The 21,097-nt window shown below is 57.1% G+C and carries 16 protein-coding genes; 12 read left to right on the forward strand and 4 right to left on the reverse strand.

Annotation, left to right across the window (positions count from 1 at the left end; translation table 11 throughout):
* Window positions 1-35: 35 nt before the first annotated feature.
* Complete coding sequence (gene acrD / locus OQV00_RS06710) at window positions 36-3,149, reverse strand: multidrug efflux RND transporter permease AcrD (protein ID WP_004866137.1); 3,114 nt, start codon at window positions 3,147-3,149, stop codon at window positions 36-38.
* A gap of 378 nt (window positions 3,150-3,527) precedes the next feature.
* Here acrD and aegA point away from each other — a divergent pair, with 378 nt between their 5' ends.
* The 3 genes from aegA to OQV00_RS06725 all read left to right on the forward strand — a co-directional run bounded on the left by aegA (window position 3,528) and on the right by OQV00_RS06725 (window position 7,298).
* Window positions 3,528-5,510 carry a formate-dependent uric acid utilization protein AegA gene (gene aegA / locus OQV00_RS06715; RefSeq protein WP_266280050.1) on the forward strand — a complete coding sequence of 661 codons (1,983 nt, stop codon included), beginning with the start codon at window positions 3,528-3,530 and terminating at the stop codon, window positions 5,508-5,510.
* A gap of 57 nt (window positions 5,511-5,567) precedes the next feature.
* The gene (gene nudK, locus OQV00_RS06720; protein WP_004866133.1) at window positions 5,568-6,164 is read left to right on the forward strand and encodes a GDP-mannose pyrophosphatase NudK; all 597 of its coding nucleotides are present in this window, start codon (window positions 5,568-5,570) and stop codon (window positions 6,162-6,164) included.
* A 66-nt stretch (window positions 6,165-6,230) separates the two neighbouring features.
* Window positions 6,231-7,298 carry a DUF1176 domain-containing protein gene (locus tag OQV00_RS06725; RefSeq protein WP_054829095.1) on the forward strand — a complete coding sequence of 356 codons (1,068 nt, stop codon included), beginning with the start codon at window positions 6,231-6,233 and terminating at the stop codon, window positions 7,296-7,298.
* Here OQV00_RS06725 and tkt read toward each other — a convergent pair.
* A complete protein-coding gene (gene tkt / locus OQV00_RS06730) occupies window positions 7,267-9,261 on the reverse strand; it encodes a transketolase (RefSeq protein WP_004866125.1) in 1,995 nt (664 codons plus the stop codon). The genes OQV00_RS06725 and tkt overlap by 32 nt on opposite strands.
* Before the next feature lie 288 nt (window positions 9,262-9,549).
* Here tkt and maeB point away from each other — a divergent pair, with 288 nt between their 5' ends.
* The gene (gene maeB / locus OQV00_RS06735) at window positions 9,550-11,829 is read left to right on the forward strand and encodes an NADP-dependent oxaloacetate-decarboxylating malate dehydrogenase (RefSeq protein ID WP_004866124.1); all 2,280 of its coding nucleotides are present in this window, start codon (window positions 9,550-9,552) and stop codon (window positions 11,827-11,829) included.
* Between the two features lie 623 nt (window positions 11,830-12,452).
* On the opposite strand, the gene hemF is transcribed toward maeB, so the two are convergent.
* Both hemF and amiA read right to left on the reverse strand, forming a co-directional pair.
* Entirely contained in the window at window positions 12,453-13,352 is a 900-nt protein-coding gene (gene hemF, locus OQV00_RS06740) for an oxygen-dependent coproporphyrinogen oxidase (protein ID WP_075808317.1), read from the reverse strand.
* A complete protein-coding gene (amiA, locus tag OQV00_RS06745; protein WP_015583734.1) occupies window positions 13,349-14,224 on the reverse strand; it encodes an N-acetylmuramoyl-L-alanine amidase AmiA in 876 nt (291 codons plus the stop codon). Before amiA ends, hemF begins: the two co-directional genes overlap by 4 nt.
* Before the next feature lie 210 nt (window positions 14,225-14,434).
* Between amiA and OQV00_RS06750 the strand changes: the two genes are divergently transcribed.
* The 8 genes from OQV00_RS06750 to cysA all read left to right on the forward strand — a co-directional run bounded on the left by OQV00_RS06750 (window position 14,435) and on the right by cysA (window position 21,016).
* Window positions 14,435-14,860 (forward strand): GNAT family acetyltransferase, encoded by a 426-nt coding sequence (locus OQV00_RS06750; RefSeq protein WP_004866116.1) that lies wholly within the window; start codon window positions 14,435-14,437, stop codon window positions 14,858-14,860.
* A complete protein-coding gene (locus OQV00_RS06755) occupies window positions 14,847-15,296 on the forward strand; it encodes a DUF2919 domain-containing protein (protein ID WP_004866113.1) in 450 nt (149 codons plus the stop codon). Before OQV00_RS06750 ends, OQV00_RS06755 begins: the two co-directional genes overlap by 14 nt.
* A gap of 61 nt (window positions 15,297-15,357) precedes the next feature.
* Window positions 15,358-15,933: an RpoE-regulated lipoprotein gene (locus OQV00_RS06760; RefSeq protein WP_004866110.1), complete on the forward strand. Its 576-nt coding sequence runs from the start codon at window positions 15,358-15,360 to the stop codon at window positions 15,931-15,933.
* A 94-nt stretch (window positions 15,934-16,027) separates the two neighbouring features.
* Entirely contained in the window at window positions 16,028-16,927 is a 900-nt protein-coding gene (locus OQV00_RS06765) for a Dyp-type peroxidase (protein WP_004866106.1), read from the forward strand.
* Window positions 16,928-17,207: 280 nt separating this feature from the next.
* The gene (locus OQV00_RS06770) at window positions 17,208-18,224 is read left to right on the forward strand and encodes a sulfate ABC transporter substrate-binding protein (protein ID WP_044349522.1); all 1,017 of its coding nucleotides are present in this window, start codon (window positions 17,208-17,210) and stop codon (window positions 18,222-18,224) included.
* Complete coding sequence (cysT, locus tag OQV00_RS06775) at window positions 18,224-19,057, forward strand: sulfate/thiosulfate ABC transporter permease CysT (RefSeq protein WP_004866101.1); 834 nt, start codon at window positions 18,224-18,226, stop codon at window positions 19,055-19,057. Before OQV00_RS06770 ends, cysT begins: the two co-directional genes overlap by 1 nt.
* A complete protein-coding gene (gene cysW / locus OQV00_RS06780; protein WP_004866100.1) occupies window positions 19,057-19,932 on the forward strand; it encodes a sulfate/thiosulfate ABC transporter permease CysW in 876 nt (291 codons plus the stop codon). The genes cysT and cysW overlap by 1 nt, the downstream gene beginning before the upstream one ends.
* A complete protein-coding gene (cysA, locus tag OQV00_RS06785) occupies window positions 19,922-21,016 on the forward strand; it encodes a sulfate/thiosulfate ABC transporter ATP-binding protein CysA (RefSeq protein ID WP_004866097.1) in 1,095 nt (364 codons plus the stop codon). Before cysW ends, cysA begins: the two co-directional genes overlap by 11 nt.
* Window positions 21,017-21,097: the final 81 nt, after the last annotated feature.

Genomic DNA, 21,097 nt, shown 5'->3' on the forward strand with positions numbered 1-21,097 from the left:
CGGGTAAGAAACGGGACCCTCAGGATCCTGCCGGGTTATTGCGGGCGCTCTTTTTGCGGAAAGCGTCGACGTACCAGTACGAAGAATAGCGGAACGAAGAAGATAGCCAGGACGGTGGCGGAAATCATCCCGCCCATGACCCCGGTACCCACGGCATGCTGGCTACCGGAACCGGCGCCGGTGCTGGTCGCCATCGGCAGGACCCCAAAAATAAAGGCCAGCGAGGTCATCAGGATCGGCCGCAGACGCTGGCGACAGGCCGACAGCGTGGCGGCGAGTAAATCTTCCCCTTTCTCGTTTAGCTCATTAGCAAACTCGACGATCAGAATGGCGTTTTTCGCCGACAGGCCGATGACCGTCAGCAGGCCAACCTGGAAGTACACGTCGTTTTCAAGACCGCGCATCCAGGTGGCCAGCAGCGCCCCGATAACCCCCAGCGGCACCACCAGCATGACCGAGAAGGGGATAGACCAGCTCTCGTACAGCGCAGCCAGGCACAAGAACACGACCAGCAGCGAAATGGCGTACAGCGCCGGTGCCTGCGCGCCGGACAGCCGTTCCTGATAGGACATGGCCGTCCAGTCGAGCCCAAAGCCGTTTGGCAGCTGTCTGGTCAGATCTTCCATGATAGCCATCGCGGTACCGGTACTGATGCCCGGAGCCGCTTCGCCGATGATTTCCACCGCCGAGTAGCCGTTATAGCGCTCCAGGCGCGGGGAGCCGGTTTGCCAGCGCGAGGTGGCAAATGCCGAGAAGGGCACCATGGTGCCGCTGCTGTTGCGCACGTACCACAGATTAATATCGTCAGGCAGCATGCGGTAAGGGGCGGCGGACTGGACGTAGACTTTCTTCACGCGGCCACGATCCATAAAATCGTTCACGTAGCTTGAGCCCCAGGCGGTTTGCAACGTGTTGTTGATATCGTCAATAGCCACGCCCAGCGCCTGGGCTTTCCGCTGATCGATATCAATCTGCAGCTGTGGGCTATCGTCAAGGCCGTTATGGCGAACCCGGGTCAACCGCTCATCTTTCGCCGCCAGATCGAGCAGCGTGTCGCGGGCTGCCATGAGCGCCGCGTGCCCGTTGCCGGCGTGGTCTTCAAGCTCCATATCAAAACCGGCGGAGCTGCCCAGTCCGCTGATTGCCGGCGGGTTAGTGGCGAACACCCGCGCCTCGTTAATGCTGTTAAAGGCTTTTGTCGCACGTTCAATGATCGCAAACGAGGTACCGGTTTTCGCATCGCGTTCATCCCAGTCCTTCAGGCGGATAAACATACGCGCGACGTTCTGACCGTTGCCTCCCGGGCCAGAGCCCACGGTAGCGAAAATCGAAGCAACGTTGGCCTGTTCATGATTAAAGAAATAGTCCTCAACTTTTTGCACGACTTTTAAGGTCTGCTGCTGCGTTGCGCCGCTCGGCAGCTGCACCGAGGTCAGGAACATGCCGCGGTCTTCCTGGGGCAGGAACGACGTCGGGAGGCGTAAGAACATAAAGACCATCCCCCCCAACAGCAGCGCGTAGATCGCGATCCAGCGCAGCGAGCGGTGAAGAATTTTGCCCACGGCGGTTTCGTAGCGGCTGGCGTTACGGTTGAACATACGGTTAAACCAGCCGAAGAAGCCTTTTTTACCGTGTTCTTCGCCTTTCTTCATGGGTTTCAGCAAGGTGGCGCACAGGGCCGGCGTGAGGATCATGGCCACGAGTACCGACAGCACCATCGCCGAGACGATGGTAATAGAAAACTGGCGGTAAATGGCGCCGGTTGTGCCGCCGAAGAAGGCCATCGGGATAAAGACCGCCGACAGTACCATCGCGATCCCGACCAGCGCCCCCTGAATCTGGCCCATGGATTTTCGCGTCGCTTCACGCGGCGAAAGGCCCTCTTCGCTCATGATGCGCTCAACGTTTTCGACGACCACGATAGCATCGTCCACCAGCAGACCTATCGCCAGCACCATCGCGAACATCGTCAGGGTGTTGATACTGTAGCCGCAGGCAAACAGGATGGCGAAAGTCCCCATCAGAACCACCGGTACGGCAATGGTTGGGATGAGCGTTGCGCGGATGTTTTGCAGGAACAGGTACATCACCAGGAACACCAGCACGATGGCTTCCAGCAACGTTTTCACCACGTCATGGATAGAGGCCTTCACGAAGGAGGTGGTTTCGTAGGCAATTTTATATTCAAGGCCGTGAGGGAAATACTGCGACAGCTCATCCAGACGATTGAGCACCAGCTCCGCGGTCTGCATTTCGTTTGCCCCGGAGGCCAGCTGCACGCCAAGGCCGGAGGCCGGGTTGCGGTTGTAGCGGCTGAGGTAATCGTAGCTTTCCGCGCCCAGTTCAACTTTCGCCACATCGCCGAGCGTCACCAGCGAGCCGTCCGGATTCACGCGCAGCGTAATATCGCGGAACTGCTGCGGCGTTTGCAGCAGCGACTGGGCGTTAATGGTGGCATTGAGCGACTGATTATCGACCGACGGCGTACCGCCAAGCTGGCCGACCGCGATCTGCGCATTCTGTGATTCGATGGCGTCGGTGACATCTTTCGCCGTCATCTGCACGCTGGTGAGTTTGGCCGGATCAAGCCAGATGCGCATTGAGTATTGCGAGCCGTAGGCCGTAATGTCGCCAACTCCGTTCACGCGGCTGAGCGGTTCCTGAATGTTACTGGCCACGTAGTCGGCAATATCCTGCTTATCCATACTGCCGTCAGTCGAGACGAACGCGATAGTCAGAATGTTGGTATCGCCGGTTTTACGTACCGTCACCCCCTGATTTTGCACATCCTGAGGCAGTTTTTTCATTGCCGATTGCAGCTGGTTTTGTACCTGCTGCATGGCTTCGTTGGGATTGGTTCCGGCGGTAAAGGTCAGCGTAATCGTCGCCTGACCCGAAGAGCTGCTCTGGGAAGACATATACATCAGGTTATCGAGGCCGGTCATATTCTGCTCGATAACCTGGGTGACGGTATTTTCCAGCGTTTGTGCGGAGGCACCTGGATAATTGGCGGTAATGCGCACGTTAGGCGGCGCAAGATCGGGATACTGCTCGACGGGAAGTGACAAGATTGCGAGCGTTCCGGTCAGGCATAGCAGGATCGCCAGAACCCACGCGAAAATGGGGCGATCGATAAAAAAATTCGCCATCAGAATTGAGACCTCATTGTGTACATTTTTGTTACCGCACAGTCCGTGACACTTTATAGGCAACTCCACGGGCAAACGTGGAGAAATTAAGGAGATAGTGTAATTTATCGTGTGGCTTTAGCGGACACCGTAAAGAACTCTCCGACTCTCTGCGCAAACCGCCGCTTACCCCGGCGTCCGTTTGTCATCGTTAAACTGCCTTCTGCTTGCTACGTTAAATAAAACGCAATTTCATTTAAGTCAAAGAATTTGATCCAAAACGGGTTATCTCCAGAAAAATACGCTTCCGGGCAAATGAACATTGTTCCTGCCCCGTTTTGTCGGGTAATAAATAGTCATGCGAATCGAGGGGTTATTTAGCGAAGACCGAAGGATACCATGAACCACTTTATTATCAGCGATAGTCGCAAATGCATCGGCTGCAAAGCCTGCGAAGTGGCCTGCGTGATGGCACACAACGACGAACAGCACGTCCTGACCCCGCAGCGCTTCTTACCGCGCATTACCGTGATGAAGCACGAGCAAAAACGTAACGCAATAACATGTCGGCATTGTGAAAGCGCCCCCTGTGCCCGCAGCTGCCCGAATGATGCCATTCGCCAGGTAAATGATAGCGTGCAGGTTGACGAGGAAAAGTGCATCGGCTGTAAATCCTGCATGGTGGCCTGTCCGTTTGGCGTCATGGAGATCGTGCTGTTACCGGCGGCGGCGGGGAAAGTGAAAGCCACCGCGCATAAATGCGATCTGTGCAGCGGCCGTGAAGGCGGGCCCTCCTGCGTGCAAAACTGCCCGGCGCAGGCGCTGCAGCTGGCGACGGAAGCGACCCTGTCCGCGATGGCCAGACAGCGACGCCTGCGTACGGCGCGGATGGATGCGCGGCCGTGGCATGCGCATCCCGGCGACATGGCATTACCGGCAGCTGACGCAAAAGCCCGCCAGATGGCGGCAACGCCGCCGCGCAGCGAGGCCGATAAACGGGCCGCGGCGATCCGCAAGAGGGATTTTGCCGAGATCGTTCTGCCCTTTAACGCCGGGCAGGCGCAGCAGGCCTCGGAGCGCTGCCTGCAGTGCGGCGAACACAGTATCTGTGAATGGACCTGCCCGCTGCATAACCATATTCCCCAGTGGATTGAGCGGGTACAAGCGGGGGATATCGACGCCGCCGTGGCGCTGTCCCATCAAACCAACTGCCTGCCGGAGATAACCGGCCGGGTTTGCCCGCAGGATCGCCTGTGTGAAGGGGCCTGTACGCTGCGCGATGAACAGGGCGCGGTGACGATTGGCAACATCGAGCGCTATATCTCCGACCAGGCGCTGGCACAGGGCTGGCGACCGGACCTCTCCCGGGTTATCGATAGCGGGAAAAAGGTGGCCATTATCGGTGCCGGGCCGGCGGGACTGGCCTGCGCTGACCTGCTGATCCGAAACGGCGTGCAGCCGGTGGTCTTCGACCGTCATCCGGAAATCGGCGGTTTGCTGACTTTTGGCATTCCGGCCTTCAAGCTGGAAAAGTCACTGCTGGCCCGGCGACGGGAGATTTTTACTGAGATGGGTATCCGCTTTGAACTGGAGTGTGAAGTGGGCAAGGACGTGGCGTTAACCACCTTGCTGGCAGAATACGATGCGGTATTTATTGGCGCCGGAACCTACCGTTCCATGAAAGCGGGACTGCCAAATGAAGAGGCCCCGGGGGTCTATGATGCGCTGCCGTTCCTGATTGCCAATACGAAACAAGTCATGGGGCTGAGCGAGAAACCCGAAGAGCCTTACGTCAATACCCACGGGCTGAATGTCGTGGTGCTGGGGGGCGGCGACACGGCGATGGACTGCGTGCGCACCGCGCTGCGTCACGGGGCGAAAAAGGTCACCTGCGCCTATCGTCGCGATGAGGCCAATATGCCGGGGTCGAAAAAAGAGGTGAAACACGCGCGTGAAGAAGGGGCGGAGTTCGAATTCAACGTTCAGCCGGTGACGCTGGAGCTGGATAGCGACGGTCGGGTTAACGGCGTACGTTTTCTGCGCACACAGCTGGGTGAACCGGACGAGCAGGGGCGCCGCAGCCCGTCGCCGCTGCCGGGCAGCGAGTTCGTGATGCCGGCCGATGCGGTGATTATGGCCTTTGGTTTCCATCCCCACGGGATGCCGTGGCTGGAGTCCGTCGGCGTAGAGCTTGATAACCGGGGGCGGATTAAGGCCAGTATCGAGAGCCGCTACCGCTATCAGACCACGCACGACAAAATTTTTGCCGGCGGAGATGCCGTCCGCGGCGCCGATCTGGTGGTGACGGCGATGGCCGAAGGTCGCCATGCGGCGCAGGGGATCATGGATTATCTCGGTGTAAAATCGGCCCTGCTTCACTAACGACAAACCCGGCCTCGCAGCGTAGTATGACAGCGTCATTCCACGCTGCGGGGCCGTATGTCACTCAACATCAACGTTATCAAAGATAAACTCCTCTCTGAAAACTACTTTATTTTGCGCAATATGACCTACGAGCTGACGCGTAGCGACGGCAGCGTGGTCCGTCATAAGCGCGAGGTTTACGATCGCGGCAACGGCGCCACGGTGCTGTTGTATAACCGCCGTAAGCAAACCGTCGTATTGGTCCGCCAGTTTCGTGTTGCCACCTGGGTTAACGGTAACGAGGACGGGATGCTGATCGAAACCTGCGCCGGGCTGTTGGATAACGACGAGCCCGAAGCCTGCATCCGCAAAGAGGCCATCGAAGAGACCGGGTACGAAGTGGGCGATGCGCATAAGCTGTTCGAGCTGTATATGTCTCCCGGCGGGGTGACCGAAATTGTCCACTTCTTTATCGCCGAGTACAGCGACGCGCAGCGCAAAACGCGCGGCGGCGGCGTTGAAGATGAAGATATCGATGTGCTGGAGCTGCCTTTCAGCCAGGCATTGCAGATGGTTGCCAGCGGCGAGATACGCGATGGGAAGGCGGTGATCCTGCTGCAATATTTGCAAACATCGGGACTGATGGCGGGGTTATCTGATAAATCTGATTGAGTAACATGTCGCCGCTGGTGAAGATGGCTGCTGTTTTGAGCGTTCTTCTCTGGGGTTGTGCCGCGCATGCTTTATCGGGTTCTTTTTTTTCTGTTTTTCGGTTTGCTACCGACGTCATGGGCGTGGGCGGCGCCGGTACAACAGCTCTTCGACGACTGGCTGGTCACCTGCAATAATCAGAATTTCTGCGTCGCTCGCAACGTTGGTCTGCATCACGGACTGGTTATGACTCTCAGCCGTAGCGCCGGCGCCGTCACGGATGCCAGCCTGCGCATTGAGCTGGGCGGTATCGGTAACCCGGTTGCCGCCCTGGCGCCAATCGCTCCTCGTCTTTTGCTTGATGGTAAACCGCTGGCGTTGACCGATAAACACTGGCAGGTTGCGGATAAGCTGCTCAAAACCGGGGATAGCGTGACGATCGATGCTTTTCTCCAGAAGGTGCAGGAGGGGCAGGCGATCACCCTGGTTAACGGGCTGCAAAGCATTTCTCTGCAAGGACTGAAAGCCGCGTTGCTGTTTATCGATAGCCATCAAAAGCGTGTCGGCAGTGAAACCGCGTGGGTAGGGAAGGGCGAAGAGCCGCCGCTTAGCGTACCGCCGGCACCTGCGCTGCGGGCGGTTGGCAAAGTCGATCTCTCGCAATCACCGCTCAGTCGGGAGGAGCTCAATGACCTGATGGATTACGGCAACGAGCGGATGAACAATAGCGCCTGTTCGCTGGACCCTTTCCGCCGCGAGATTCGGGTTACCGCGTTGACGGATGAGAAGGTGTTACTGATGGTCAGCTGCGAAGCCGGGGCGTACAACACCATCTGGCTGGCCTGGCTGGTGTCGCGCCAGCAGCCGTATGCGGCCCGCCAGGTTCGTCTGACGCTGCCCTTCCAGCCGCCGGGCAATGCGGCGCGTGATATTGAGCTGATTAATGCCAGTATTGATGAGCGACGTCACGAGCTGGTGACTCTGGATAAAGGGCGCGGCCCCGGCGATTGCGGGGTTCAGACCCGCTGGCGCTATGATGGCCAGCGGTTTAGCCTGGTTCGCTATGCGCAGCAGCCGCAGTGTGATAACTGGCAGGGGCCAGATGCCTGGCCCACGCTATGGGTTACCCGTTACATATTTCATCCGCGAGACTGACGATATGCTCGACGGTGAAGCCAAAGAACGGGAAGAGCTTATCCGCCGGCGCCGATTCACCGTAGCTTCTCATTCCCACGATGGCGCCTTTCAGCCCGACATATTTATACCAGTAGTCGGCGATACCGGCCTCAACGGCAATTCTGGCGCTGACGTTAGCCGGAAGAACCGATTCCCGGTATGCCGCATCTTGCGCATCGAAAACATCGGTTGAAGGCAGGGAGACTACCCGCACGTTAACACCTTTGGCGAGCAGCTTTTCCGCCGCCAGCACGGTTATCTCCACTTCGGAGCCGGTGGCTATCAGGATTAAATCTGGTTTGCCCCCCGCATCTTTCAGCACATAGCCGCCGCGGGCAATATCCTGTACCTGTTGCGGCGTCCGCGCCATTTGCGCCAGATTTTGCCGCGACAGTATCAGCGCGGTGGGGCCGGTTTGTCGTTCAATCGCCGCCTGCCACGCGACCGCCGTTTCGACCTGATCGCAGGGGCGCCAGGTGCTGAAGTTCGGCGTCAGTCGCAGACTGGCCAGCTGTTCGACCGCCTGATGAGTGGGGCCATCTTCCCCTAACCCAATCGAGTCATGGGTATAGACCATTATCTGTCTGGCTTTCATCAACGCCGCCATTCGCGCTGCGTTACGCGCATATTCGACAAACATCAGGAAGGTGGAGGTATAGGGGATAAAGCCGCCGTGGAGAGCAATGCCGTTGCCGATCGCCGTCATGCCGAACTCGCGTACGCCATAATGAATATAGTTACCCGCCATATCCTCTTTGATGGATGTTGATCCGGACCAGATGGTGAGGTTGCTCGGCGCCAGATCGGCCGATCCGCCCAGCAGTTCCGGCAGGAGCGGGCCATAGGCGTTCAGGGCATTTTGCGACGCTTTACGGCTGGCAATTTTCGCCGGCTCGGCCTGCAGTTGCGCGATATAATCGTGCGCCGCATCGCTCCAGTTCGCCGGCAGCGCGCCGTCCATTCTGCGTTTTAGCTCCGCCGCCAGTTCAGGATACTGCTGCTGATAAGCGGCGAACCGCTGATTCCACGTCTGTTCTGCCTGCTCGCCGCGCGGCCGGGCGTCCCATTGCTGATAAATCTCTTTGGGGATCTCAAACGGTGGATATTTCCAGCCCAGCTTCTCGCGGGTTAACGCCACCTCTTTTTCCCCCAGCGCTGCGCCGTGGGACTCTTCCGAACCGGCTTTATTCGGTGAGCCATAGCCGATCACGGTTCGGCAGATGATCAGCGAAGGTTTATCCGTGACGCTTTGCGCCTCGAGAATCGCCTGTTTCACTGCCTGCGGGTCGTGGCCGTCAATATCGCCAATCACGTGCCAGTGATAGGCCCGAAAGCGCGCGGCGGTATCGTCGGTGAACCAGCCGTCGGTTTTACCATCGATTGAGATGCCGTTATGGTCATAGAAGCCGATGAGCTTACCGAGACCCAGCGTCCCCGCCAGCGAACTGGCTTCGTGGGAGATCCCCTCCATCAGACAGCCATCGCCCATAAACACCCAGGTATAGTGATCGACAATGTCGTGGCCGGGACGGTTAAACTGCGCCGCCAGCGTGCGCTCGGCAATCGCCATGCCGACGGCGTTGGCCAGCCCCTGGCCAAGCGGGCCGGTGGTCGTCTCGACGCCGGGGGTATAGCCGTGTTCCGGGTGGCCGGGCGTTTTCGAATGGAGCTGGCGAAAGTTTTTCAATTCGGACAGCGGCAGATCGTAGCCGGTCAGATGCAGCAGGCTATACAACAGCATCGACGCATGACCGTTAGAGAGCACAAAGCGGTCACGATCATACCAGTGCGGATTCTCCGGATTGTGTTTAAGGAAATCATTCCACAGGACTTCGGCGATATCCGCCATCCCCATCGGGGCGCCGGGGTGGCCGGAGTTGGCTTTCTGTACGGCGTCCATGCTCAGGGCGCGAATGGCGTTGGCAAGTTCTCTTCGGGACATAATGGACTCCTGAAACAAGATGTTGCATGAGTTTTTGTTGATTGTTTGTCGAGGTGTTTATCGGGTGGATAACTAAAAAGCATAGCAGACGGGACTATCATTGCTTTCGAAATCAGGTTACATAAATGTTATAAATCGATAACAAATATACCATTGCGATGGCGAGAGTTTGGCGGCGTTCAAAGTTTGAAAAGCCGTCAGGCGAGATACTATGCGCCACCTTAGGGTGGGCACCAGGATAGTCATTACGCACACCCCCTACGACCGATACGTGAAAGGAACAATAAAATGGATGAGCAGTTGAAACAAAGCGCCCTCGATTTCCATGAGTTTCCCGTTCCCGGGAAAATTCAGGTTGTCCCTACCAAGCCTCTGGCCACCCAGCGCGATCTGGCGCTGGCCTACTCGCCAGGCGTGGCGGCACCTTGTCTGGAAATCGAGAAAGATCCGCTGGCCGCCTACAAATACACCGCCCGTGGCAACCTGGTGGCCGTTGTCTCCAACGGCACCGCGGTGCTGGGACTGGGGAATATTGGTGCGCTAGCCGGTAAGCCGGTGATGGAAGGCAAGGGCGTTTTGTTTAAAAAATTCGCCGGGATTGATGTGTTCGATATCGAAGTCGATGAGCTGAATCCGGATAAATTTATCGATGTCGTGGCGGCGCTGGAGCCCACCTTCGGCGGCATCAATCTCGAAGACATCAAAGCGCCAGAGTGTTTCTACATCGAGCAAAAGCTGCGCGAGCGCATGAACATTCCTGTGTTCCATGACGATCAGCACGGCACGGCCATTATCAGCACCGCGGCGATTATTAACGGCCTGCGGGTGGTTGAGAAGAATCTTTCCGACGTTCGGATGGTGGTATCCGGCGCGGGCGCGGCGGCGATTGCCTGCATGAATTTGCTGGTGGCGCTGGGGATGCAGAAACACAATATCGTGGTCTGCGACTCCAAAGGCGTTATCTATAAAGACCGTGAGCCCCATATGGCAGAGACCAAGGCGGCCTACGCGGTAGAAGATGACGGCAAACGCACTCTGGACGATGTGATTGACGGGGCGGATATTTTCCTCGGCTGTTCAGGCCCGAAAGTGCTGACGCCGGAGATGGTGAAAAAAATGGCCCGCGCGCCGCTGATCCTCGCCCTGGCTAACCCGGAACCGGAGATTCTGCCGCCGCTGGCGAAGCAGGTCCGCGAAGATGCCATCATCTGCACCGGGCGCTCTGACTACCCGAACCAGGTCAACAACGTGCTGTGCTTCCCGTTCATTTTCCGCGGGGCGCTGGACGTTGGCGCTACGGCGATTAACGAAGAGATGAAGCTGGCTGCGGTCCACGCGATAGCTGAACTGGCGCATGCCGAGCAGAGCGAAGTGGTCGCCTCTGCCTACGGCGATCAGGATCTGAGCTTTGGTCCGGAATATATCATTCCAAAACCGTTCGATCCGCGCCTGATCGTCAAGATCGCGCCGGCGGTCGCCAAAGCGGCGATGGACTCCGGCGTCGCCACGCGTCCGATTGCCGACTTCGACGCCTATATTGAGAAGCTCAGCGAGTTTGTCTACAAAACCAACCTGTTCATGAAGCCAATTTTCTCCCAGGCGCGCAAAGAGCCTAAGCGCGTTGTGCTGGCGGAAGGCGAAGAGACGCGCGTCCTGCACGCCACACAGGAGCTGGTATCGCTGGGGCTGGCAAAACCGATTTTGATCGGTCGTCCGAGCGTGATTGAAATGCGCATCCAGAAGCTGGGGCTGCAGATCAAAGCCGGCGTGGATTTTGAGATCGTCAATAACGAATCCGATCCGCGCTTTAAAGAGTACTGGGGCGAGTATTACCAGATCATGAAACGCCGCGGCGTGACTCAGGAGCAGGCGCAGCGGGCGGTGATTGCCAATACGACGGTCATTGGCGCAATCATGGTGCACCGTGGCGAGGCGGATGCCATGATCTGCGGCACCATCGGCGACTACCATGAGCATTATGGGGTCGTTCAGCCGCTGTTTGGCTACCGTGACGGCGTCAGCACCGCGGGGGCCATGAATGCGCTGCTGCTGCCAAGCGGAAACACCTTTATCGCCGACACCTACGTCAATAACGATCCTACGCCGGAGCAGCTGGCGGAAATTACGCTGATGGCGGCGGAAAGCGTCCGTCGTTTTGGTATTGAGCCGCGCGTGGCGCTGCTGTCGCACTCCAACTTCGGTTCCTCTGACTGCCCGTCTGCAAGCAAAATGCGCGAAGCGCTGGAGCGGGTGAAAGCGCTGGCGCCGGATCTGATGATCGATGGTGAAATGCACGGCGATGCTGCGCTGGTGGAAAGTATTCGCCATGAGCGGATGCCGGACAGCCCGCTGAAAGGTTCGGCTAACATTCTGGTGATGCCGAATATGGAAGCCGCGCGCATTAGCTATAACCTGCTGCGCGTCTCCAGTTCGGAAGGGGTGACCGTCGGACCGGTGCTGATGGGAGTGGCGAAGCCGGTGCATATTCTGACGCCTATCGCTTCCGTGCGTCGCATCGTCAATATGGTCGCGCTGGCGGTGGTCGAGGCTCAGACTCAGCCGCTGTAAGGGATCTGTCGGGTGGCGCTGCGCTAACCCGACCTACGGGATAGCGTAGGCCGGGCAAGCGAAGGCGTCGTCCGGCATTAAATCCATGCGTGGAACTGAATAGACTCACTTTCTGACGCTGGAGATGCATTGGCACTATGGTCGCGCTGGCGGTGGTCGAGGCTCAGACTCAGCCGCTGTAAGGGATTTGTCGGGTGGCGCTGCGCTAACCCGAGCTACGGGATAGCGTAGGCCGGGCAAGCGAAGGCGCCGCCCGGCATTAAATCCATTCGTGGAACTGAATAGACTCACTTTCTGACGCTGGAGATGCATCGGCACTATGGTCGCGCTGGCGGTGGTCGAGGCTCAGACTCAGCCGCTGTAAGGGATTTGTCGGGTGGCGCTGCGCTAACCCGAGCTACGGGATAGTGTAGGCCGGGCAAGCGGAGGCGTCGCCCGGCATTAAATCCATTCGCGAACCTGAATAGACTCACTTTCTGATGCTGGAGATGCATCGGCACTATGGTCGCGCTGGCGGTGGTCGAGGCTCAGACTCAGCCGCTGTAAGGGATCTGTCGGGTGGCGCTGCGCTAACCCGACCTACGGGATAGCGTAGGCCGGGCAAGCGAAGGCGTCGTCCGGCATTAAATCCATTCGCGAACCTGAATAAACCCACTCAGGGCAGCCTCAGGGCTGCCTTCTTCCGGCCGGTAGTCATACTCCCAGCGCACCAGCGGCGGCATCGACATCAGAATCGACTCCGTGCGCCCGCCGGTCTGCAGGCCAAACAGCGTCCCGCGATCCCACACCAGATTGAACTCCACGTAGCGGCCGCGACGATAGAGCTGAAACTGACGCTCCCGCTCGCCATATGGCGTGGCTTTGCGCCGCTCAACGATCGGCAGATACGCATCGGTGTAGCCATTGCCAACGGCCTGCATAAAGCTGAAGCAGTGGTCAAAGTCCGGGGTATTCAAATCGTCAAAGAACAGGCCGCCAATTCCGCGCTGCTCGTGACGATGCTTCAGATAGAAGTAGTCATCGCACCATTTTTTATAGCGCGGATAAACCTCTGCGCCGAAGGGCTGGCACAGATCGTGAGCCGTGCGATGCCAGTGAACCGCATCCTCCTCAAAGCCGTAGAAGGGCGTCAGGTCAAACCCGCCGCCGAACCACCACACCGGCTCTGCGCCGGGCTTCTCAGCAATGAAAAAACGCACGTTGGCATGGCTGGTCGGCACATAGGGATTCCACGGATGTACCACCAGAGAAACCCCCATCGCCTCAAAGCTGCGACCGGCCAGTTCCGGGCGATGCGCCGTTGCCGAAGCCGGCATGGCGTCGCCGTGAACGTGGGAGAAGTTTACGCCCGCCTGCTCAAACACGCCGCCATCGCGCAGAACCCGGCTGCGACCGCCGCCGCCGCCTTCGCGCTGCCAGCTGTCTTCGACAAATTCACCGCCGTCAATGGCGCTCAGTTTCTGGCAAATGGTCTCCTGGAGCTGGAGGAGATAGCGTTTTACCTGTTGCGCGTCGGGCTTCATTTACGTCTCTTCGAGTGGGCCTTCTGGTTATCGAACCAGTGGAAATAGCTGATGATGCCGGACGCGATCGCGCTGGCGATTTTTTGCCGGAACGCGGTGGTACCTAACAGTTTTTCTTCGCCCGGGTTGGTGATAAATGAGGTTTCAACCAGTACGGACGGGATTGACGGCGACTTCAATACCACGAAGGCGGCCTGTTCAGTGTTACGGCTATGCAGCTTATGCACCGGCTTAATATTTTTCAGGATATGCGAACCCAGCGTCAGGCTGTTTTTAATGGTATCGGTCTGCACCAGGTCAAACAGCACCTGCTGTAAAAGATGGTCCTTGGCCGTGGCTTTTTTACCGGCGACCTCATCGGCGCGGTTTTCGCGATCGGAGAGGTATTTCGCCATCGCGCTACTCGCACCGCGGTTGGAGAGGGCAAATACCGACGCGCCGGCCGCGCTGGGGTTGGTAAAGCCATCGGCGTGAATCGACATAAAAAGATCGGCGCCGTGCTGGTGGGCAATTTCCACGCGGTCGTACAGCGGGATAAAGGTATCGCCAGAACGCGTCAGGCGCGCGTCAATACCGTTATTGCGCAGAATGCTGCGTACGTTTTTGGCAATCGCCAGTACGACATGCTTCTCTTTTGAACCGTTGTGACCGATAGCGCCGGTATCAATACCGCCATGGCCCGGGTCGAGCATAACGATGCGCTTCGCGCCCGCCTTTTTCGCCGCGGGTTTACTGTGGCCGTTGGACGTCGTCAGCGGCTGTTCTTTTGCGATGACCTGCGATGAAACCCCGGAAAGGGTCATGGCAGCCAGTCCTGCTTTCAGCACCTGGCGGCGCGAAGCAAGTATTTTTAATGGTTTAAAAGTGCTCATTCGGCCTGAATTGCAAACAAGTGGTACCTGGTGTTATATCGTATCGCGTTTTCCGTTACGACCATTCAAAACAAGAATTGTTTTACTTTTCATTTCAATACATGACAGTGCGTATTATGTCATTTTTTCCACTTCATTTCGCCTGATATTGGCTATCCGCTGAAATCGCGCCATAATCGCTGTTTTTAAGCTTGAAAAATGGGGAATACCATGGAGATACGCGTTTTTCGCCAGCAAGATTTTGAAGAAGTGATTACGCTGTGGGAGCGCTGCGAGCTTCTGCGCCCGTGGAATGACCCGGAAATGGACATTGAGCGTAAAGTTAACCACGATGTCAGCCTGTTTCTCGTCGCGGAAGTGAATGGCGAGGTGGTTGGCACGGTGATGGGCGGCTATGACGGTCATCGCGGTTCCGCCTACTACCTGGGCGTGCATCCGGAATATCGCGGGCGTGGTATCGCCAATGCGCTGCTGAACCGGCTGGAAAAAAAGCTGATTGCTCGCGGCTGCCCGAAAATTAACATCATGGTTCGCGATGATAATGAGGTGGTGCAGGGGATGTATGAACGGCTTGGTTACGAATATGCCGATATCCTGAGTCTGGGTAAACGTTTGATTGAAGATGAAGAATACTGAGTTTATCCCTTCTGATTTCGATGCCCACGGCCGGCTCAGGCTACCGTTTCTGTTCTGGTGCGTACTGCTGCTGCAGGCGCGAACCTGGGTGCTGTTCATTATGGCGGGGGCCTCCCGCCAGCAGGGCGATGTGTTACTGAACCTGTTCTATCCCGATCACGATAATTTCTGGCTAGGATTATTGCCGGGTATCCCGGCGGTACTGGCGTTTATCGTCAGCGGGCAGCGGCAGCGTTTTCCCCGTCTCTGGCCGCTAATGCGCTGGCTGCTGGTGCTGTCGCAGACGCTGCTGCTGCTCTGGCAGCCGCTGTTATGGCTGAGCGGCGAGTCACCTTCGATGCTGACTATCGGCCTGCTGATCGCCGATCTCTATGCCTTCTGGTGGCTGTTAGCCAGCCGTCGACTCAAAGCTTGTTTTCAGGAAGATCGGGTTTAACGGCACTTTTTGCCGATCCTGCACTCCAACAGGCGTCAAATAAACAAGAAAGGATCGAGTCATGAAATCGCTACGTTTGCTTCTCTGCGCGTTACCGCTGGCATTAACCGGCTGCTCCACTATGAGTGCGGTTAACTGGTCAGCGGCCTACCCATGGAACTGGTTTGGTTCCTCAATGGAAGTGACCGAGCAGGGCGTGGGTAAACTAACGGCCACAACGCCGCTGAATGAACAGGCCATCAGCGATGCGCTGGGCGGGAGCTATCGTCTGCGCAGCGGCATGAAAGCGGCCAACGGTAATATCGTGCGCTACTTTGAGGCGCTGAAAGATGACAAGGTCGCGATGACCATTAACGGCGACGGCGGCACCATCAACCGTATCGAAGTGCGGGATAGCGAGATTAAAACGGACCGCGGCGTTCAGGTCGGCACTCCGTTTAGCGAGCTGTACAGCAAAGCCTTTGGTCATTGTCAGAAAGGCGCAAATGATAATGGTGCCGTGGTGGAGTGCCAGGCGGACGGCAGTCAGCATATCAGCTACGCCTTTACCGGCCACTGGAATGGTCCGGAAGAGCTGATGCCTTCCGACGACACGCTGAAAAACTGGAAGGTCAGCAAAATTATCTGGCGCGGCTAATTTGATCTGAACGGACACGGCACAGGGAAAAAACGGGTACAATAGCGCGATAAAAGTGCCACAGTGTTGTGGTTGTATCATTTCAGGAGGAGCGATGTCTCAGGTTCAGAGCGGCATTTTGCCGGAACATTGCCGTGCGGCGATTTGGATTGAAGCCAATGTCAAAGGGGACGTCAACGCCCTGCGCGAAGCCAGCAAAGTCTTTATTGATAAATTAGCGACCTTTCAAACGCAATTTCCGGACGCACAGCTGGGCGCCGTGGTGGCTTTTGGCAATAACGTCTGGCGTGAGCTGAGCGGCGGTGTGGGCGCCGAAGAGCTTAAAGATTTCCCGGTATACGGCAAGGGCCTGGCGCCGTCTACCCAGTATGATGTCCTGATTCATATCCTCTCCGCGCGTCATGAGGTGAACTTCTCCGTTGCTCAGGCAGCCATGGCGGCCTTTGGCGATGTGATTGAGGTGAAAGAAGAGGTTCACGGTTTCCGCTGGATTGAAGAGCGTGACCTGAGCGGTTTCGTTGACGGCACGGAAAATCCGGCCGGTCTTGAGACCCGCCGTGAAGTGGCGATCATCAAAGATGGCGTGGATGCCGGCGGCAGCTATGTCTTCGTTCAGCGCTGGGAGCATAACCTCAAGCAGTTGAATCGCATGAGCGTTCCGGACCAGGAGATGATGATTGGCCGGACCAAAGAAGCCAATGAAGAGATTGATGGCGACGATCGTCCGGCAACCTCACACCTGAGTCGCGTCGACTTAAAAGAGGATGGCAAAGGGCTGAAGATTGTTCGTCAAAGCCTGCCTTACGGCACCGCCAGCGGCACTCATGGCCTCTATTTCTGTGCGTACTGCGCACGTATCCATAACATTGAACAGCAGCTGCTGAGCATGTTTGGCGATACCGACGGCAAACGTGATGCCATGCTGCGCTTTACCAAACCCGTGACCGGCGGCTACTACTTTGCTCCGTCACTGGATCGTCTCCAGGCGCTGTAATCTCCGGGTTGACACTGCTCCTCTTCCACTCGGGAGAGGGCAGATAACTTTCCCCCAGTCTGACGACCACGTTCGGCTTAACCCCTTGTTCTCCCTGACCTCCTGCTCCGCCCCATAGAGGGAAAATCACGCCGAAAACCCGTCTCCACAATGGTTTGTAAACGGCTTATTCTCTTTTCGACTTCCAAATCGCCAAACGGTATATAAAACCGTTACTCCTTTCATCCTCGTTATAAATATTATGGCTATAAGAAAGTCATCAAACTGATAAGGGTGCGCAATGGCGGTTAAATCACTGAACAAAGGATATCTGGCACTGGCTGCTTCGATGCTGCTGGTTGCGCAGGCGCAGGCGACTGAGCTGCTGAACAGCTCTTATGATGTCTCCCGCGAGCTGTTTGCCGCCCTTAATCCGCCGTTTGAACAGCAGTGGGCGAAAGATAATGCCGGCGATAAGCTGACGATCAAACAATCTCATGCCGGTTCGTCGAAACAGGCGCTGGCCATATTGCAGGGCTTAAAAGCCGATGTGGTGACCTATAACCAGGTGACGGATGTACAGATCCTGCATGACAAAGGCAACTTGATTCCCGCCGACTGGCAAAGCCGGCTGCCGAACAACAGCTCGCCGTTCTACTCCACCATGGCGTTTCTGGTGCGTAAGGGGAACCCGAAGAATATTCATGAGTGGAGCGATCTGGTGCGCCCGGACGTGAAGCTGATTTTCCCGAATCCGAAAACGTCCGGTAACGCGCGCTATACCTATCTGGCTGCATGGGGAGCCGCAGATAAAGCCGACGGCGGCGATAAAGTAAAAACCGAGCAGTTTATGACCCAGTTCCTGAAAAACGTCGAAGTATTTGATACCGGCGGCCGCGGCGCGACTACGACCTTCGTTGAACGTGGACTCGGCGACGTCCTGATTACCTTTGAATCGGAAGTGAACAATATTCGCAAGCAGTATGAAGACCAGGGCTTCGAAGTGGTAGTGCCGAAGGTCAATATTCTGGCGGAGTTCCCGGTCGCCTGGGTGGACAAAAACGTCAAGGCCAACGGAACCGAGAAGGCGGCGAAGGCTTACCTGAACTGGCTCTATAGCCCTCAGGCGCAGACGATCATTACCGACTATTACTATCGTGTGAACAACCCGAAGGTGATGGAGACGCTGAAGGATAAATTCCCGCAGACCGAACTGTTCCGCGTCGAAGATCAGTTTGGCTCCTGGCCGCAGGTAATGAAAACCCACTTTGTCAGCGGCGGTGAGCTGGACAAACTGCTGGCGGCGGGGCGTAAGTAATGTTTGCTGCTGCATCTAAGCGCGTGCTGCCGGGCTTTACCCTGAGCCTCGGCACCAGCCTGCTGTTTGTCTGCTTGATTTTACTGCTCCCCCTGAGTGCGCTGGTGATGCAGCTGGCGCAGATGACCTGGGGTCAGTACTGGGAAGTAGTGACTAACCCGCAGGTGGTGGCGGCCTACAAAGTCACGCTGCTGTCGGCGTTTGTCGCCTCAATTTTTAATGGCGTATTTGGCCTGCTGATGGCCTGGATTCTGACGCGCTATCGCTTTCCGGGCCGGACGCTGCTCGATGCGCTGATGGACCTGCCGTTTGCTCTGCCGACGGCAGTCGCCGGCCTGACCCTCGCGTCACTGTTTTCAGTCAACGGCTTTTACGGCGAGTGGCTGGCGAAGTTTGATATCAAGGTGACCTATACCTGGCTCGGTATCGCGGTCGCCATGGCGTTTACCAGTATTCCTTTCGTGGTCCGGACGGTTCAGCCGGTACTTGAAGAGCTGGGGCCGGAATATGAAGAAGCGGCGGAAACGCTGGGCGCCACGCGCCTGCAGAGCTTCCGTAAAGTGGTGCTGCCTGAGCTCTCTCCGGCGCTGCTGGCCGGGATCGCGCTGTCATTTACGCGTAGCCTTGGCGAGTTTGGCGCGGTGATTTTCATCGCCGGCAACATCGCATGGAAAACCGAGGTCACTTCCCTGATGATTTTCGTGCGCCTGCAGGAGTTTGATTACCCGGCGGCGAGCGCGATTGCGTCGGTGATCCTGGCGGCTTCGCTGCTGCTGCTGTTTTCCATCAACACCCTGCAAAGTCGCTTTGGTCGACGTGTGGTAGGTCACTAATGGCGGAAGTTACTCAATTGAAGCGTTACGATGCTCCCCGCATCAACTGGGGGAAATGGTTTCTGATTGGCACCGGAATATTGGTTTCCGCTTTCATTCTGATCGTGCCGATGGTCTATATCTTCGTCCAGGCCTTCAGCAAAGGGCTGATGCCGGTACTGCAAAACCTGGCCAACCCGGACATGCTGCACGCAATCTGGCTGACGGTGATGATTGCGCTGATTACCGTACCGGTTAACTTGGTTTTCGGTACTCTGCTGGCGTGGCTGGTAACGCGTTTTAACTTCCCTGGCCGCCAGCTGCTGCTGACGCTGCTGGATATTCCTTTTGCCGTCTCGCCGGTGGTGGCGGGGCTGGTCTATCTGTTGTTCTACGGTTCCAACGGCCCGCTCGGCGGCTGGCTGGACGCGCATAACCTGCAAATCATGTTTGCCTGGCCGGGAATGGTGCTGGCCACCATTTTTGTCACCTGTCCATTTGTGGTGCGCGAGCTGGTTCCGGTGATGATCAGTCAGGGCAGTAATGAAGATGAAGCGGCGATCCTGCTCGGCGCGTCCGGCTGGCAGATGTTCCGCCGGGTGACTCTGCCGAATATCCGTTGGGCGCTGTTATACGGCGTGGTGCTGACCAACGCTCGCGCTATCGGGGAGTTCGGCGCCGTTTCGGTGGTTTCGGGCTCGATTCGCGGTGAAACGCTGTCGCTGCCGCTGCAGATTGAATTGCTGGAGCAGGATTACAATACCGTCGGTTCCTTTACCGCCGCAGCTCTGCTGACGTTAATGGCTATTTTGACTTTGTTTTTAAAGAGTATGTTGCAATGGCGCCTGGCTAATCAGGAAAAACGCGCGCAACTGGAGGGGAATCATGAGCATTGAGATTGTCAATATTAAGAAATCTTTTGGACGCACTCAGGTGCTGAATGATATCTCTCTGGATATCCCTTCCGGACAGATGGTCGCGCTGTTGGGGCCGTCCGGCTCCGGAAAAACCACGCTGCTGCGTATTATTGCTGGTCTGGAGAATCAATCAAGCGGTCATATTCGTTTCCATGGCACCGACGTGAGCCGCGTTCACGCCCGTGACCGTAAAGTGGGCTTCGTCTTCCAGCACTATGCGCTGTTCCGCCATATGACGGTATTTGAGAATATCGCCTTCGGCCTGACGGTGTTGCCGCGTCGTGAACGTCCGAACGCCGCCGGGATCAAAGCGAAAGTCACCCGGCTGCTGGAAATGGTGCAGCTGGCGCATCTTGCCGATCGCTACCCGGCGCAGCTTTCCGGCGGGCAAAAGCAGCGCGTGGCTCTTGCGCGTGCGCTGGCCGTTGAACCGCAGATTCTGTTGCTCGATGAACCCTTCGGTGCGCTGGACGCTCAGGTGCGCAAAGAGCTGCGCCGCTGGCTGCGTCAGCTGCATGAAGAGCTGAAGTTTACCAGCGTGTTTGTGACCCACGATCAGGAAGAGGCGATGGAAGTAGCCGACCGCGTGGTGGTCATGAGCCAGGGCAATATCGAACAGGCCGATGCACCGGAACAGGTCTGGCGTGAACCGTCCACCCGCTTCGTGCTGGAGTTTATGGGCGAAGTTAACCGCCTGAAAGGGATTGTTCGCGGTGGCCAGTTCCATGTCGGTGCGCATCGTTGGCCGTTGGGGTATACCCCGGCGTATCAAGGGCCGGTGGATCTGTTCCTCCGCCCCTGGGAAGTGGATATCAGTCGCCGTACCAGCCTCGATTCACCTCTGCCGGTTCAGGTACTGGAAGCCAGCCCGAAAGGGCACTACACCCAATTAGTTGTTCAGCCATTAGGGTGGTATGACGAACCGCTGACCGTCGTGCTGTCGGGCGATGACGCGCCGTATCGCGGTGAACGGCTGTTTGTCGGCTTACAAAATGCGCGACTCTATAACGGCAATCAGCGGATAGAGCCGCGTGAGGATATTGCTCTGGCGGAGTCAGCCTGATAGTTTATTGAATATGTTTATCGCCCGGTGACGCTGCGCTTACCGGGCCTACAGTTATCACTGCGTCTTGTAGGCCGGGTA

The organism is Klebsiella sp. DY2415 (genome assembly GCF_026314315.1).
Taxonomy (GTDB): Bacteria; Pseudomonadota; Gammaproteobacteria; order Enterobacterales; family Enterobacteriaceae; genus Klebsiella; species Klebsiella ornithinolytica.